We start from the raw sequence: 13,083 nt of genomic DNA, 5'->3' as shown, positions 1-13,083 counted from the left end.
TCACAAAAATCCTTGCCTCTTCGGGGTGGCTTTGGTATCCTCCCGGGGTGAAGGGTATGGGGGGCCGCCTTTTCGTCATGACCGGGGCCAGCGGGGTGGGCAAGGGTACGGTGCGGGCCAAGGTGCTGGAACGCACCCGCCTCTTCTACTCCATCTCCATGACCACCCGCCCCCCCCGCCCGGGGGAACGGGATGGGGTGGACTACTACTTCGTGGATAGGGCCAGCTTTGAGGCCTTGCTCCGGGAGGATGGGTTTTTGGAGCATGCCGAGTACGTGGGGCACCTTTACGGCACCCCAAGGGCCCCGGTGGAGCGGGCCCTGGCCCGGGGGGAGGATGTCCTCTTGGAGATTGAGGTGCAGGGGGCCCTGCAGGTGCGCAAGAAGATGCCCGAAGCGGTCCTCATCTTCCTCCTGCCCCCCTCCCTTTCCGAGCTGAAGCGGCGCCTGGTCTACCGGGGCAAGGATAGCCCCGATAAGATCGAGAAGCGGCTGAAGCAGGCGGAGTGGGAGATCCAGAACGCCCATCTCTTCGATTACGTGGTGGTGAACGAGGTGCTGGAGGAGGCGGTGGCCGATTTCCTGGCCATCCTCACCGCCGAGAGGCGGCGCACCCCCAGGATGGGCGCCGCCTTGGAGAGGGCCCTCAAGCGGGATAAGGACCTGGAAGCCGAGCTGGACGAGATTCTGCGGAGGAGTTATGGCGGAACCCGGGATTGACACGCTTTTTGGCATGGTGGATTCCAAGTACCGGCTCACCGTGGTGGTGGCCAAACGGGCGGAGCAACTTCTGCGCCACCGCTTTAAGAACACCGTGTTGGAGCCGGAGGAGAGGCCCAAGATGCGGACCCTCGAGGGCCTTTTTGACGACCCCAACCCCGTCACCTGGGCCATGAAGGAGCTTTTGACGGGGAGGCTGGTCTTCGGGGAGAACCTGGTGCCCGAGGACCGCCTGCAGAGGGAGATGGAGAAGCTTTACCCGGTGGAAGAGGAGGCGTAGGTGGCCCGGGTCCTGGTGGCGGTGACGGGGGGGGTGGCGGCCATCAAGGCCCCCCACCTCCTCCGCCTCCTCAGGGCCCAGGGACACGAGGTGCGGGTCCTGGCTACCCCCAGGGCCCTGGAGTTCGTCACCCCCCTTTCCCTGGCGGTGGCCGCCGGGGGGGAGGTGGCCACGGAGGAGGCCTGGTTCAGGCCCGATGGCCGGGCCTTACATATAGAGCTGGCCCGCTGGGCCGATGTGGTCCTGGTGGCTCCGGCCACCGCAGACGCCATGGCCAAGGCCGCCTTGGGCCTGGCGGATGACCTCCTTTCCGCCACCCTCTTGGCGGGGGCCAAGAGGGTGGCCTGGGCCCCGGCCATGAACGAGGCCATGTGGCTTGCCCCCAAGACCCAGGAGCATGCGAGGAGCCTCGAGGCCCTAGGCCATGCCCTTTTTGGTCCCGCCTACGGCCCCTTGGCGGCGGTGGGGGAGGGGGAGGGGTGGGGAAGGATGCTGGAGCCTGAAGAGCTTTTGGAGAGGCTTCAGGCCTTCCTTACCCCCAAGGACCTTAAGGGCCTGAGGCTTCTGGTGTCTGCCGGCCCCACCCGGGAGTACCTGGACCCGGTGCGCTTTCTTTCCAACCCCTCCTCGGGCCGCATGGGCTATGCCGTGGCCGAAGCCGCCCGGGACCGGGGGGCGGAGGTGGTCCTGGTCTCCGGGCCCACCGCCTTGCCCGCTCCCTGGGGCGTGGAGAGGGTGGAGGTGGAAAGCGCCTTGGAGATGCGCCAGGCCATCCTAGAACGCTACCCTTGGGCCCAAGGGGTGGTGATGGCGGCGGCGGTGGCCGACTACCGCCCGGCGGAGGTGAGCAGGGAGAAGGAGCCTAAGGTGGCGGCGGAGAAGACCCTCCGCCTCCTTCCCAACCCCGACATCCTTAAAGAGCTTGGGGAGAACAAGGGGGAAAGGGTCCTGGTGGGCTTTGCCATGGAGACCGGGGAAGGCCTGGAGCGGGCCAGGGAAAAGCTCCACCGCAAGAACCTGGACCTCATCGTCCTCAACTGGGTTAACCGGGAAGGCGTGGGTTTTGGCAGCGTGGAGAACGAGGTGGTGCTCATCCTCCGGGATGGCCGGGTGCTGGAGCTTCCCCGTATGAAAAAGCGGCAGGTGGCGGACCGTATACTGGATGTGCTCAAAGAGTTTTGGAAAGATTGAAGGGGTGGTTATGGGGAACAAGGCGGAGCGGCACCGCGCCATACAGGAGATCGTGAGCCGGGAGGAGATCGGCACGCAGAAGGAGCTGGTGGAACGCCTGAGGCAGCTGGGTTTTGAGGTGACCCAGGCCACGGTGAGCCGGGACATCGCCGAGCTGAGGCTGGCCCGGGTTTCCCTGGGCAAGGGGCGGCACAAGTACGCCCTTCCCTCCGTGGAGCTCCCCGAGGACGTGTATGAGGAGCTGAAACGGCAGTTTGGCCTTTTCGTCAGGGACGTGGACCGGGGAGGGAATATCCTGGTGGTGAAGACCGCAGAGGGCCACGCCTCGGGCATTGCCCTTTTGCTGGACCGCCTTAAGCGGGACGAGATCGTGGGCACCCTGGCGGGGGAGGATACCATCCTGGTGGTGGCCCGGACCGAGGAGGGGGCCAAGGCCCTGGAGCAGGAGTTCGGGGAGCTTCTCGTGGCGGGAAAGATGCGTCTTTAGGCTTTCGTGCTGGAGCTTTTCCTCAAATCCTTCCTCACCCTCTTCGTGGTGGTGGACCCGGTGGGGCTGGTGCCGGTTTTCCTGGCCCTAGCCGGGGACCGCCCCCCGAGGAAGCAGGCCCAGATCGCCAGGAAGGCGGTGTTGGTGGCGGGGGGGCTTTTGGTCTCCTTCTTTCTCTTTGGAAGGGGGCTTCTTGGCTACCTGGGGATCAGCCTCGAGGCCCTGCGCATCGCCGGGGGCATCCTCCTTTTCCGCATCGCCACCGAGATGGTGTTTGCCCACCATGAGCGGGAAACGGAGGAGGAGAAAGACGAGGCCCGCCTCCGGGCGGATATCTCCGTCTTTCCCCTGGCCATCCCTTTGATCGCTGGTCCCGGAGCCTTGGCCAGCGTCCTCATCCTGGCCGCAGAGGCCCGGAAGGAGCCCCTGGGTTACGTTGTGGTCCTCCTCACGGTATTTCTGGTCCTGGCCCTGGCCTACTTTTTCCTTCGGCTTGCCGCCCAGGTGCGCCGGGCCCTGGGGCGCACGGGGGTGAACGTGGTGACCCGGGTCCTGGGGATTCTCCTGGCCGCTTTGGCGGTGCAGTACGTGGCCGACGGGGTCAAAGCCCTGTTTTAGCCCTCTTGGCCTGGTACATGCGCCCATCGGCCTCCTTCAGGAGGGCTCCCAGGTCATCCCCTTCCACCGCTTCGCGGATCAGGTCCTTAAGAAGGCCTTCCGGCTCCTCGTGTTGCATGAGCCCCTTCAGCACCTGGAGGAGGCTTTGGTAAGCCTTGACCCGCACGGCCAGGTGGCTGACCTCGAGGAGAAGCAGGTAGGTGCCCTCGCAAGCGGGCAGGCGCACCACCTGGTAGGTCTTTGCCCCCACCTCCAGGATGTCCCCTTGGGGGAGGGGAAGGCCTTCGGCCAGGGGGTTATTGTTCCTGGGAGCCCGGTTTCTGCCGGACAAGATAGACGGGGTAGGGGGCCTCTAGGGGATTCATTCCTGCGCCTCCACCCAACCTTGGCTAGGCAGGCCGCTTCCTTCCAGAAGGAGGCGGGCGTGGGCCAAGGCGGCCTCGGTGTACTGGCCGGAGAGGAGGCGGGCGAGTTCCCGTATCCGCTTTTCCCCTTCCAGCACCTCCACCCGCACCTCCTCTCCCACCTTTGCCACCCTCAGGTGCCTTGCCGCACGGGCGGCGATCTGGGGCAGGTGGGTGACCACCAGGACCTGCCGGACCTGGCCCAGGCGAGCGAGCCTTTCCGCCACCTTCCAGGCGGTTTCCCCCCCTATGCCGGCGTCCACCTCGTCAAAGACCACCGTGGGGGCCTCGGCCCCGGTGAGGAGGGCGAGGGCCAGGGCGATGCGGGAAAGCTCCCCGCCGCTGGCTGCGGAAAGGGGAGCGGGGGGGAGGTGGGGGTTGGCGGAGAAGCGAAAGAGGACCTCTTCCAGGCCCTGGGGTCCGGGTTCGGGGAGGGGCTTTAGCTCCACCTGGAAGCGGGCTTTGGGAAAGCCCAGGGTGGGAAGCTCCGCCGCCATCTCCTTTTCCAGCCGCCTTGCCGCCTCGAGGCGGGCTTGGGAAAGGCGCTCTCCCGCCTTGAAGAGGGCCTCCGAGGCCAGCGCCAAAGCCCTTTCCAGCTGCAAAAGCCGCTCTTCCCCTCCCTCCAGGGCCTTCAGCTCCTCCTGGGCCCTTTCCCCGTAGCGCAGGACCTCCTCCAAGGTGGGCCCGTACTTGCGCTTGAGCCTTTCCAAAAGGCTCAAGCGTTCCTCCAGCCGGGCCAGACGGCTGGGGTCTCCCTCCAGGCTTTCCAGGTAGTCCTCCAGCTCCCTGGCCACGGCCCGGCCTCCTTCCAGCGCCACCTCCAGGTCCCGGGCTAGGGCCTCCAGGGCTGGGTCAAAGCGGCTTCCCGCCCTCAGCTCCCGCAGGGTCGCCTGAAGAAGATCCAGGGCGCCCCCCTCCGCCAGGAGGGCGTAGGCTTTTCCGGAGCGCTCCCTTAGGGCTTCCAGATGGCGAAGCCTTTGCGCCTCGGCCTCCAGCTCCTGGTCCTCGCCGGGCCTGGGGTTCGCCTCCTGGATCTCCTTGAGCTGGAAGCGCAGGAGGTCTTCCCGCTCCGCCTTGGCCCTTAAGGCCTCCTCCAGGGCTCGTTTTTCCATGAGGAGGGCCTGGTATTTCCTGTAAGCCTCCCCGTAGGCCTCCAGGAGGTCTTTGGGCAAAAGGGCATCCAGAAGCTCCCGCTGCCTTTTGGGGGAGAGGAGGGCGATGGCGGTGTGCTGGGCGTGAAGGGAGAGCCATCGTTCCCCTTCCTCTTGCAGCTCTTTGAGGCTTACCACCTCCCCATCGATCCGCGGGGTGGAGCGGCCTCCCATGCGGCGGGAAAGGATGCGCTCCTCGCCCTCACCCTGGAAGAAAGCGGTCACCAGGAGGCTATCGCCAAAAGGCCCCAAAAGCCCCTCGGACCTGGCCCCAAGGAGGAGGGCCAAGGCGTCCACCAATAGGCTTTTCCCCGCCCCGGTTTCCCCGGTGAGGACATTCAGCCCAGGGCCCAGCTCCAGGGTAGCCTCGCGGATCACGGCGAGGTTGCGCACCTCGAGGCGTTTCAGCATCCTTCCCAGTTTAGGGCATGGGATGGGCCAGGGCGAGCCGCCGCACCTCTTCCCTTAGGGTTTCCGAAGGGCCTTCCATGAGGGCCCGGTCGATCAGTTCCGCCACCAGGGGCATCTCCTCGGGGGTGAAGCCCCGGGTGGTGATGGCGGGGGTGCCGATGCGGATGCCGGAGGTGACCCGGGGAGGCTTGGGGTCAAAGGGGATGGCGTTTTTGTTGACGGTGATGCCCACGGCATCCAGCTTCTCCTCCGCTTCCTTGCCCGTTAGGCCCTTGGGGCGGAGGTCCACCAGGAAAAGGTGGTTGTCGGTGCCTCCGGTGACGATGCGGTAGCCCCTTTGGGCAAGCTCTTCCGCCAGGTGCTTGGCGTTTTCCACCACCAGGCGGCTATACTCCTGGAACTCGGGTTGCAGGGCCTCAAAGAAGGCCACCGCCTTGCCAGCGATCACGTGTTCCAGAGGCCCCCCTTGGATGCCGGGGAAGATGAGCTTGTCTATCCTCTTGCCCAGCTCGAGGTCATTGGAAAGAATAAGCCCGCCCCTAGGACCCCTTAGGGTCTTGTGGGTGGTGCTGGTGACCACGTGGGCGTGAGGAAGGGGATTCGGGTGGAGCCCCGCCGCCACCAGGCCGGCGAAGTGGGCCATGTCCACCACCAGGTAGGCCCCCACCTCCTCGGCGATCTCCCGGAAGGCCTTAAAGTCCCAGAAGCGGGGGTAGGCGCTGGCGCCCGCCACGATCACCTTGGGGCGGTGCTCTAGGGCCAAACGGCGCACCTCCTCGAGGTCGATGAGCTCGGTGTCGGGCCGGACCCCGTAGGAGACCACCCTATAGAGCTTTCCCGAGAAGTTCACCTTGGAGCCGTGGGTGAGGTGCCCCCCAGCGGCCAGGTCCATGCCCATGAGGGTATCCCCCGGCTCCATGAGGGCCATGTACACCGCCATGTTGGCCTGGGAGCCAGAGTGGGGCTGGACATTGGCCCAGGCGGCGCCGAAGAGTTCCTTGGCCCGCTCTATGGCCAGGCTTTCCACCTGGTCGATGATCTCGCACCCCCCGTAGTACCGGGCCCCGGGGTAACCTTCCGCATACTTGTTGGTGAGAACGCTGCCCACCGCCTCCCGCACCTGGGCGGAGACGAAGTTCTCGCTGGCGATGAGCTCCAGGCCTTCCCGCTGCCGCTTCTCCTCCAGGGCGATGAGCCGAAAGAGGGCCTCGTCCCTTAAGCTGGTCCTGACCATAGGCCGATTATAGGGCCTGGGCCAGGGTGGGGCTAGGTTCCGGACCATGGCCTTAAGGGGTGGATGGACCCCAAGGAGGGCGCCTCCCTTGGTAAGCTGGGGCTATGAGAGGAAGCGTTCTCCCGATTTTGAAGTGGGGGCTTGTCCTGACCCTGGTTATCCTGCTTGTGGCCATTATTCTCATCAACTTCACCTCGAGCCGCGACCTACCGGAGCTGGTCCGGGTCCAGGTGGAGCGGTATGCGGTGTGCAGCTACTGGTTCTTCGGCTGGCACCTGGCTTCCACGGGCGCCTTCGCCTTTGTCTTCCTGCTGCTGGGGTTTCTTCTGGGCCTTGGAGGGGGGTTTGTCCTGGGCCGGGGAGTGGCCAGGAAGGGCTAATACCCTTTCCTCTTGTTTCCTTCGCTTTGTTTCCTTCGCTAAGCCCCAACGAGATGACGCCTACCGGAGGCCCTTTCCGGGGCCCCCACCCTGGCGCAAGCCAGGGTGGGGTGGTTTAATGCCTCCCACCGGGGGGAGCCCTAGGGGATTTCCAGGGCCAGTTTTTCCCCTTCCGCAGGCACCCCGGCGGGGTAGCGGCCGTTGAAGCAGGCCAGGCATACGGGGCCTCCTATGGCCCTCTTCACCCCCTCCTCAGAAAGGAAGGCCAGGGTGTCCGCCCCGATGTAGGCCCGGATTTCCTCCACGCTCTTCTCGGCGGCGATGAGCTCCTTGCGGGCGGCGGTGTCGATCCCGTAGTAGCAGGGGAAGCGGATGGGGGGGCTGGAGACCCGGAAGTGGACCTCCACGGCTCCGGCCTCCTTCAGCATGGCCACGATGTGGCGGCTGGTGGTGCCCCGTACGATGGAATCGTCGATGAGCACCACCCGCTTACCCCGCACCGCCGAGGTGGGGGAAAGCTTCAAGCGGGTCTTCAGGTCCCGTAGCGCCTGGGTGGGCTGGATGAAGGTGCGGCCCGCGTAGGGGTTTTTGTAGAGGCCGTACTCCAGAGGGAGGCCGCTTGCGCGGGCGTAGCCCACCGCCGCCCCGATGCCGGAATCGGGTACGGGTACCACCATGTCCGCCTCCGCCGGGGCCTCCCGGAAAAGCTCCATGCCCATGCGCACCCGGGCCTCGTAGGCTTCCACCCCATCCAGCAGGCTGTCGGGCCTTGCGAAGTAGATCCATTCAAAGGCGCAAGGGGCGGGATTTGGCGGGAGGGCTTGGAGGCTTTGGAGTTCCCCTTCCTCCACCCAGACCACCTCCCCCGGGCGCACGTCCCTTAGGTACTGGGCCCCCATGAGCTCCAAGGCTGGGGGCTCGGAGGCAAAGGCAAAGCCCTGGGGGAGTTTGCCGATGGCCAGGGGCCGCACCCCGTGGGGATCCCGGAGGGCCACCACGGTTTTGCGGTCCATGAGGAGGATGGCATACCCCCCTTCCAGGACCTTCATGGCCTCGGCGGCCGCCTGGGGAAGGGGGAGGTAGCCCAGGCGGGCCAGGAGGAGGAGCATCACCTCGGTGTCCGAGGTGCTTTGGAAGGTGGCCCCTTCCCCAAGGAGCCAGTCACGGAGGGGCTTGGCGTTGGTGAAGTTGCCATTGTGGGCGATGGCCAAGACCCCGTGGGCGGTGCGGGCGGTGAGGGGCTGGGCGTTGAAGCGCAGGTTGGAGCCGGTGGTGGAGTAGCGGGTGTGGGCCAGGCCCAGTCGGGCCCCGGGAAGCCTCAGGCGGGAAAGCCTTTCCTCGGTGAAGACCTGATTCACCAGGCCCAAATCCTTTTCCACCAAGAACTCCTTCCCGTCCGATACGGCCATCCCTGCCGCCTCCTGCCCCCGGTGCTGGAGGGCGAGGAGACCCAGGTGCAAAAGCCCGGCCATGTCCAGGGGCGCTTGGCTGTAGATCCCCAGGACCCCGCATTCCTCCTGTGGCTTATCCATCCAAGACCTCCCTGAGGGGCTTCTTCCAGGCCTCCACCAGGTCCTGCACCCTCCACTCTAGCACCCCTTCTGGGGTGAGGACCGTGAGGGTAGGCCCCCCGGTTTCCCCCAGCACCCGGTAGGGGAGGCCCAGCTCCTCCAGGCGGAAGGTGGCCTCCTTGAGGTGTTCCTTGGCCACGGTGAAGAGGATGCGGCTTGGGGCCTCGCCGAAGAGGGCGGCTAGACCTGGGGTGCGCACCTCCACCGTGGCCCCAAGGCCATAGGGGAAGGTCATCTCCGCCAGGGCCAGCAAAAGCCCCCCTTCCGCCAGGTCGTGGGCGGTGCGGGTGAGGCCCAGGGCGATGAGCTCCCGGATGGCCTCCTGCACCCCTCTTTCCCGCTCCAGGTCCAGCCGGGGCGGGTGGCCCGCCTCGAGGCCGGCAAGCAGGTACAAGACCTCGCTTCCCCCAAACTCTCCCCCTTCCTCCCCGAGGAGGACGATGACCTCTCCCGGGCGGCGGAAGCCCATCTCCGCCCGCCTCCTCACGTCCAAGACCCCCACCACCCCCACCATGGCCGTGGGGGGGATGCGCCGGCCCCCGCTTTCGTTGTAGAGGGACACGTTCCCGGAAACCACCGGCACCCCCAGGGCCTCGCTGGCCTCTCGGAGGCCAACGATGGTTTCCTGAAGCTCGTAGTACCCTTCTGGGGTTTCCGGGCTTCCCAGGTTGAGGCCATCGGTGTAGGCCAAAGGCCTTGCCCCCACCACGCTCACGTTGCGGCAGGCCTCGGCCAAGGCGTGCATGGCTCCAAGCCGGGGATGGAGGCGGCTATACCGGGGGTTCTGGTCCACCTTGGCGGCGATACCCAGGTGGGTTCCCTTCACCCAGAGCACCGCCGCATCCCCCTTGCCCGGCACCAGGGCGGTGCGGGTTCCCACCTGGTGGTCGTACCGCTCATAAACCGCTTCCCGGCTTGCCAGGTTGGGGGAGGCGAGGAGCCGGGGGAGGACCTCCTGGGGATCGGCGGTGAGGGGGGGGAGGGGTTTCTCCCGGAGCCTTTGGATCTCGGGGTCCTCCCTTCCCACGCGCACGTAGGTGGGGGCCTCGGCCAGGGCCTCGGTGGGGACTTCGGCCACCACCTCGCCCCGGTAGAGGACGCGGAAGACCCTCTCGGGGATGGTGCGGGCCACGGGCACGCAGTCCAGGCCCCACCGCCTAAAGACCTCCTCCAGCTCCTTTTCCTTGCCCTCCTTGGGCACCAGGACCATGCGCTCCTGGCTTTCGGAGAGAAGGAGTTCTATGGGCCCCATATCCCTTTCCCGGGTGGGGACGCGGTCCAGGTCCAGCTCCACCCCGAGGCCCGACTTGAAGGCCAGCTCCGAGAGGCTACTGGTGAGCCCTGCGGCCCCCATGTCTTGGACGCCTTCCACCAGGTCCTTTTCTATGGCCTCGAGGGTGGCCTCCAGGAGAAGCTTCCCCAAAAAGGGGTCCCCCACCTGGACCGCCGGCCGGTCCTCCTCCTTGTCCTCGGAAAGCTCCCGGCTGGCGAAGGCGGCCCCCCCGATCCCGTCCCTTCCCGTCTTGGCCCCCGCATAGTAGACGGGCCGGCCCAGGGAGGCCCGGCTCCGCCTAAGGTGTTCCTCCTTTAGAAGCCCCAGGCACATGGCGTTCACCAGGGGGTTTTCCTGGTAGCCCTCGTGGAAGTAGAGGTCCCCGCCCACCGTGGGCACCCCGATGGCGTTGCCATAGTGGGCGATGCCGGAAACCACCCCTTTGAGGAGGTAGCGGCTACGGGGATCCTCCGGGGGACCAAAGCGCAAGGAGTCCAAAAGGGCGATGGGCCGGGCCCCCATGCTCATGATGTCCCGGATGATCCCTCCCACCCCGGTGGCGGCTCCCTGGAGGGGTTCCACTGCGGAGGGGTGGTTATGGCTTTCGATCTTAAAGGCCACCGCAAAGCCTTCCCCGATGCGCACCACGCCGGCGTTCTCCCCGGGGCCCTGGAGCACGGCCTCCCCCTCCTTGGGTAGCCCCTTCAGGAGGGGCCGGGAGTTCTTGTAGGCGCAGTGCTCGCTCCACATCACCTTGAAGAGGAAGAGCTCCACCCGGTTGGGCTCCCGCCCAAGCCGCTTCACCATTTCCCGGTACTCGGTTTCCGGGATGCCGATTTCCTGGGCCAGGGTCTCCATCACTGGAGAAGGGGAAGGAGTTCCCGGTGGCTTTTCACCTTGGCGGTGGGCTTGACCTCCCCGTTCACCTCCCTCAAGCCCACGTACTGGACCGCCCAGGGGTAGCCGGTGGCAAAAGCCCCCTTGATGTCCGTCTGGGGTAGGTCGCCCACGTGCAGGGCCTCCTCCGGGGCCACCCCCAGGGCCTCGAGGGCCACCTTGAAGGCCTCGGGCTTCGGTTTCACATAGCCGGTTTCATCCGAGAAGCTGTAGGCCTGGAACACATCCAAACCCTGCCGCCTCAGGTGCTCCCGGAGGAGGCGGCCCGGGGTGAGGCCGGTGTCGGAAACCAAGGCCAGGGGGTAGGTGCGGGCCAGCTCCTTCAAGACCTCTACTCCCGGAAGGGGCTCGAGGTCCACCAAAAGGGAGCTTTCCTCCAGCTTCCTGGCGGTGATGGCGATGAGCCCAGGGTCGTGGGGGGCCCCAAGGAGGGCGAAGATGCGGGCCACCCGGTCGTATACGGACATGTGCTCCCCGGCCTTCCACGCCTCCTCAAAGGCGAGGGCCGCCTGCCGGTAGGCCTCCCGCACCTCGTGTTCCTCCGCCGGATGCCCGGCCTCGGATAGGGCGTCCAGAAGGATCTCGTACCGGGCGGGCATGACCCTTTCCAAAAACGCCTTTCCCTCGGTGAAGAGGGTGCCCCAGAAGTCAAAGGTGATGGCCTTGGGTTTCATGCCGTTACCTCCTCTAAAAGACCTAAGAACAAGGGGAGCCCATCCGTACCGCCCAACACCTCATCCACCGCCCGCTCGGGGTGGGGCATCATCCCCAGGACGTTGCCCCTTTCATTGGTGATGCCGGCGATGTCGTTCAGGCTTCCGTTAGGGTTGTAATCCGCCTCCCCCCTTAAGGGGGCGTAGCGGAAGACCACCAGGCCTTCTCCCTCCAGCCGGGCCAGGGTTTTTGCATCCGCATAGTAGCGGCCCTCGGCGTGGGCGATGGGCAAGCGGAGCACCTGCCCCTTTTGGTAAAGGCGGGTGAAGGGGAGGTCCGTGCGCTCCACCCGCACCCCCACCTCCTTGCAGGTGAAGTGGAGGTTCAGGTTGGCCAGAAGGGCCCCGGGGAGGATCCCGGCTTCCGTGAGCACCTGGAAGCCGTTGCAGACCCCGATCACCCAGCGGCCCTCCCGGGCGAAGCGCCTTACCTCCTCCATCACCGGGCTCTTGGCCGCCAGGGCCCCGGCCCTCAGGTAGTCCCCGTAGCTGAACCCCCCGGGGAGGAAGACCCCATCAAAGCCCTTTAGGCTCCTTTCCGTGTGCCAGACGTATTCCGCCTTTATGCCCGCCTTCTCCAAGGCGAAGCGGGCGTCCTCGTCGCAGTTGGAGCCGGGAAAGCGGACGATGGCCCACTTCATGGGAGTTCCTTTATGGCCTCGAGGGTATAGACCTCCATCACCGGGTTGGTGAGGAGTCTTCCCATGGCCTTGGCCTTCTCCTCTGCTTCCAGGAGGGTTTCCGCGGGGAAGACGATCTCCAAGACCTTCCCCACCCGCACTGACTCCACGGGATGGCCTAGGTCCTGCAAGACCCCTTCCACCGCCCGGCCTTGCGGGTCCAGGATGCCGTCTTTCAGCTCAATGAGCAAAGTAGCCTGGTACCTGGGCATGGCTACACCTCTAGAACCCGCCTCAGGACCTCCTGGTAGGCCTCCTCCACCCCACCCAGGTCCTTGCGGAAGCGGTCCTTGTCCATGGGTTCTCCCGTCTTCTGGTCCCAAAGGCGCATGGTGTCGGGGGAGATCTCGTCGGCCAGGAGGATCTCCCCATCCCGTTTCCCAAACTCCAGCTTGAAGTCAATAAGGTCCAGCCCCCTTTGGGCGAAGAAGTTCCGCAATAGCTCCCCCACCTTCAGGGTGGTGGCCCTCACCTGGCCAAGTTCCTCCTCCCCCGCCAGGCCCAGGGCCAGGATGGCCTCAGGGCAGATCAGGGGGTCGCCCAGGGGGTCGCTCTTAAGGGAGAACTCCACCAAGGGGGCCTTTAGGGGAGTGCCCTCCTTTACCCCATAGCGCTTGGCGAAGCTCCCCGCTGCCCGGAAGCGGAGGATGACCTCTAAGGGAAGGATCTCCACCCTTAAGACCCGCATCTCCCGGTCGGAAACTTCCTCCTGGAAGTGGGTCTTTACCCCATGGGCCTCCAGGTAGCGGAAGAGGGCGGCCGAAACCTTGTTGTTCACCACCCCTTTCCCAGGGATGATCCCCCGCTTTTGCGCATTGAAGGCCGTGGCCTCGTCCTTGAAGTAGACCCGAAGGGTGTCTGGCCCTTCGGGGTAGAGGATTTTTGCCTTGCCCTCGTATAGCTTTTCCATGCGCCTCCTCAGGGGCCTTACCCCTCTTGGCTCCCATTTTAAGCCCTGGGGGTGCGGGATTGAGGAGGGGTTCCCTCTTGAAGGGATCCGCTCCTATACCCCTTTGGCCTCTCTTGGGGTCACCTTTCCTGGCATTCCCCGTGGTTATTGGGAGTTTTCTCATG

General features: G+C 65.7%; 15 protein-coding genes. 6 read left to right on the top strand and 9 right to left on the bottom strand.

The window, feature by feature from the left end; genetic code table 11:
- Nucleotides 1-56: 56 nt before the first annotated feature.
- Genes gmk through DK874_RS05160 form a run of 5 tightly spaced genes read left to right on the top strand, consistent with a single transcriptional unit; the run spans nt 57 to nt 3,295 of the window.
- A complete protein-coding gene (gene gmk, locus DK874_RS05180) occupies nt 57-719 on the top strand; it encodes a guanylate kinase (RefSeq protein ID WP_114312955.1) in 663 nt (220 codons plus the stop codon).
- The gene (gene rpoZ / locus DK874_RS05175) at nt 700-999 is read left to right on the top strand and encodes a DNA-directed RNA polymerase subunit omega (protein ID WP_114312954.1); all 300 of its coding nucleotides are present in this window, start codon (nt 700-702) and stop codon (nt 997-999) included. The genes gmk and rpoZ overlap by 20 nt, the downstream gene beginning before the upstream one ends.
- On the top strand, nt 1,000-2,190 hold the full coding sequence (gene coaBC, locus DK874_RS05170) for a bifunctional phosphopantothenoylcysteine decarboxylase/phosphopantothenate--cysteine ligase CoaBC (RefSeq protein WP_114312953.1): 1,191 nt from the start codon (nt 1,000-1,002) through the stop codon (nt 2,188-2,190).
- A 10-nt stretch (nt 2,191-2,200) separates the two neighbouring features.
- Nucleotides 2,201-2,677 carry an arginine repressor gene (argR, locus tag DK874_RS05165; protein WP_114312952.1) on the top strand — a complete coding sequence of 159 codons (477 nt, stop codon included), beginning with the start codon at nt 2,201-2,203 and terminating at the stop codon, nt 2,675-2,677.
- A gap of 6 nt (nt 2,678-2,683) precedes the next feature.
- Nucleotides 2,684-3,295, top strand: a complete 612-nt coding sequence (locus DK874_RS05160; RefSeq protein ID WP_114312951.1) for a MarC family protein — start codon at nt 2,684-2,686, stop codon at nt 3,293-3,295.
- On the opposite strand, the gene DK874_RS05155 is transcribed toward DK874_RS05160, so the two are convergent.
- From DK874_RS05155 to glyA, 3 genes are read right to left on the bottom strand one after another with little or no spacing between them, the layout of a single operon-like run.
- A complete protein-coding gene (locus DK874_RS05155) occupies nt 3,279-3,626 on the bottom strand; it encodes a hypothetical protein (RefSeq protein WP_114312950.1) in 348 nt (115 codons plus the stop codon). The genes DK874_RS05160 and DK874_RS05155 overlap by 17 nt on opposite strands.
- 30 nt (nt 3,627-3,656) lie before the next feature.
- Complete coding sequence (recN, locus tag DK874_RS05150) at nt 3,657-5,261, bottom strand: DNA repair protein RecN (RefSeq protein ID WP_114312949.1); 1,605 nt, start codon at nt 5,259-5,261, stop codon at nt 3,657-3,659.
- Nucleotides 5,262-5,271: 10 nt separating this feature from the next.
- Nucleotides 5,272-6,495 carry a serine hydroxymethyltransferase gene (gene glyA / locus DK874_RS05145; protein WP_114313018.1) on the bottom strand — a complete coding sequence of 408 codons (1,224 nt, stop codon included), beginning with the start codon at nt 6,493-6,495 and terminating at the stop codon, nt 5,272-5,274.
- A 104-nt stretch (nt 6,496-6,599) separates the two neighbouring features.
- Here glyA and DK874_RS05140 point away from each other — a divergent pair, with 104 nt between their 5' ends.
- The gene (locus DK874_RS05140; RefSeq protein ID WP_114312948.1) at nt 6,600-6,875 is read left to right on the top strand and encodes a hypothetical protein; all 276 of its coding nucleotides are present in this window, start codon (nt 6,600-6,602) and stop codon (nt 6,873-6,875) included.
- Between the two features lie 140 nt (nt 6,876-7,015).
- On the opposite strand, the gene purF is transcribed toward DK874_RS05140, so the two are convergent.
- The 6 genes from purF to purC are packed head-to-tail and all read right to left on the bottom strand — an operon-like array spanning nt 7,016 to nt 12,919.
- Nucleotides 7,016-8,407, bottom strand: coding sequence for an amidophosphoribosyltransferase (gene purF / locus DK874_RS05135; RefSeq protein WP_114312947.1), 1,392 nt, complete (start codon nt 8,405-8,407; stop codon nt 7,016-7,018).
- Complete coding sequence (purL, locus tag DK874_RS05130; protein ID WP_114313017.1) at nt 8,400-10,577, bottom strand: phosphoribosylformylglycinamidine synthase subunit PurL; 2,178 nt, start codon at nt 10,575-10,577, stop codon at nt 8,400-8,402. Before purL ends, purF begins: the two co-directional genes overlap by 8 nt.
- Nucleotides 10,577-11,290, bottom strand: a complete 714-nt coding sequence (locus DK874_RS05125) for an HAD family hydrolase (RefSeq protein ID WP_114312946.1) — start codon at nt 11,288-11,290, stop codon at nt 10,577-10,579. The genes purL and DK874_RS05125 overlap by 1 nt, the downstream gene beginning before the upstream one ends.
- A complete protein-coding gene (gene purQ / locus DK874_RS05120; RefSeq protein WP_114312945.1) occupies nt 11,287-11,970 on the bottom strand; it encodes a phosphoribosylformylglycinamidine synthase subunit PurQ in 684 nt (227 codons plus the stop codon). Before purQ ends, DK874_RS05125 begins: the two co-directional genes overlap by 4 nt.
- Entirely contained in the window at nt 11,967-12,221 is a 255-nt protein-coding gene (gene purS, locus DK874_RS05115) for a phosphoribosylformylglycinamidine synthase subunit PurS (RefSeq protein WP_114312944.1), read from the bottom strand. The genes purQ and purS overlap by 4 nt, the downstream gene beginning before the upstream one ends.
- 2 nt (nt 12,222-12,223) lie before the next feature.
- Nucleotides 12,224-12,919 carry a phosphoribosylaminoimidazolesuccinocarboxamide synthase gene (purC, locus tag DK874_RS05110; protein WP_114312943.1) on the bottom strand — a complete coding sequence of 232 codons (696 nt, stop codon included), beginning with the start codon at nt 12,917-12,919 and terminating at the stop codon, nt 12,224-12,226.
- Nucleotides 12,920-13,083: the final 164 nt, after the last annotated feature.

The sequence above is a fragment of the Thermus caldifontis genome, assembly GCF_003336745.1.
Taxonomy (GTDB): domain Bacteria; phylum Deinococcota; class Deinococci; order Deinococcales; family Thermaceae; genus Thermus; species Thermus caldifontis.
The sequence above is the reverse complement of the archived record's forward strand: the minus strand, read 5'-3'. Positions and strand labels throughout refer to the sequence as shown.

Bases quoted from the DNA above. Each gene is read 5' to 3' on its own strand.
- recN (WP_114312949.1), bottom strand. From the start codon at position 5,261: ATGCTGAAACGCCTCGAGGTGCGCAACCTCGCCGTGATCCGCGAGGCT.
- purS (WP_114312944.1), bottom strand. From the start codon at position 12,221: ATGCCCAGGTACCAGGCTACTTTGCTCATTGAGCTGAAAGACGGCATC.
- DK874_RS05125 (WP_114312946.1), bottom strand. From the start codon at position 11,290: ATGAAACCCAAGGCCATCACCTTTGACTTCTGGGGCACCCTCTTCACC.
- purL (WP_114313017.1), bottom strand. From the start codon at position 10,577: ATGGAGACCCTGGCCCAGGAAATCGGCATCCCGGAAACCGAGTACCGG.
- rpoZ (WP_114312954.1), top strand. From the start codon at position 700: ATGGCGGAACCCGGGATTGACACGCTTTTTGGCATGGTGGATTCCAAG.
- purQ (WP_114312945.1), bottom strand. From the start codon at position 11,970: ATGAAGTGGGCCATCGTCCGCTTTCCCGGCTCCAACTGCGACGAGGAC.
- purC (WP_114312943.1), bottom strand. From the start codon at position 12,919: ATGGAAAAGCTATACGAGGGCAAGGCAAAAATCCTCTACCCCGAAGGG.
- glyA (WP_114313018.1), bottom strand. From the start codon at position 6,495: ATGGTCAGGACCAGCTTAAGGGACGAGGCCCTCTTTCGGCTCATCGCC.
- argR (WP_114312952.1), top strand. From the start codon at position 2,201: ATGGGGAACAAGGCGGAGCGGCACCGCGCCATACAGGAGATCGTGAGC.
- purF (WP_114312947.1), bottom strand. From the start codon at position 8,407: ATGGATAAGCCACAGGAGGAATGCGGGGTCCTGGGGATCTACAGCCAA.
- gmk (WP_114312955.1), top strand. From the start codon at position 57: ATGGGGGGCCGCCTTTTCGTCATGACCGGGGCCAGCGGGGTGGGCAAG.
- DK874_RS05140 (WP_114312948.1), top strand. From the start codon at position 6,600: ATGAGAGGAAGCGTTCTCCCGATTTTGAAGTGGGGGCTTGTCCTGACC.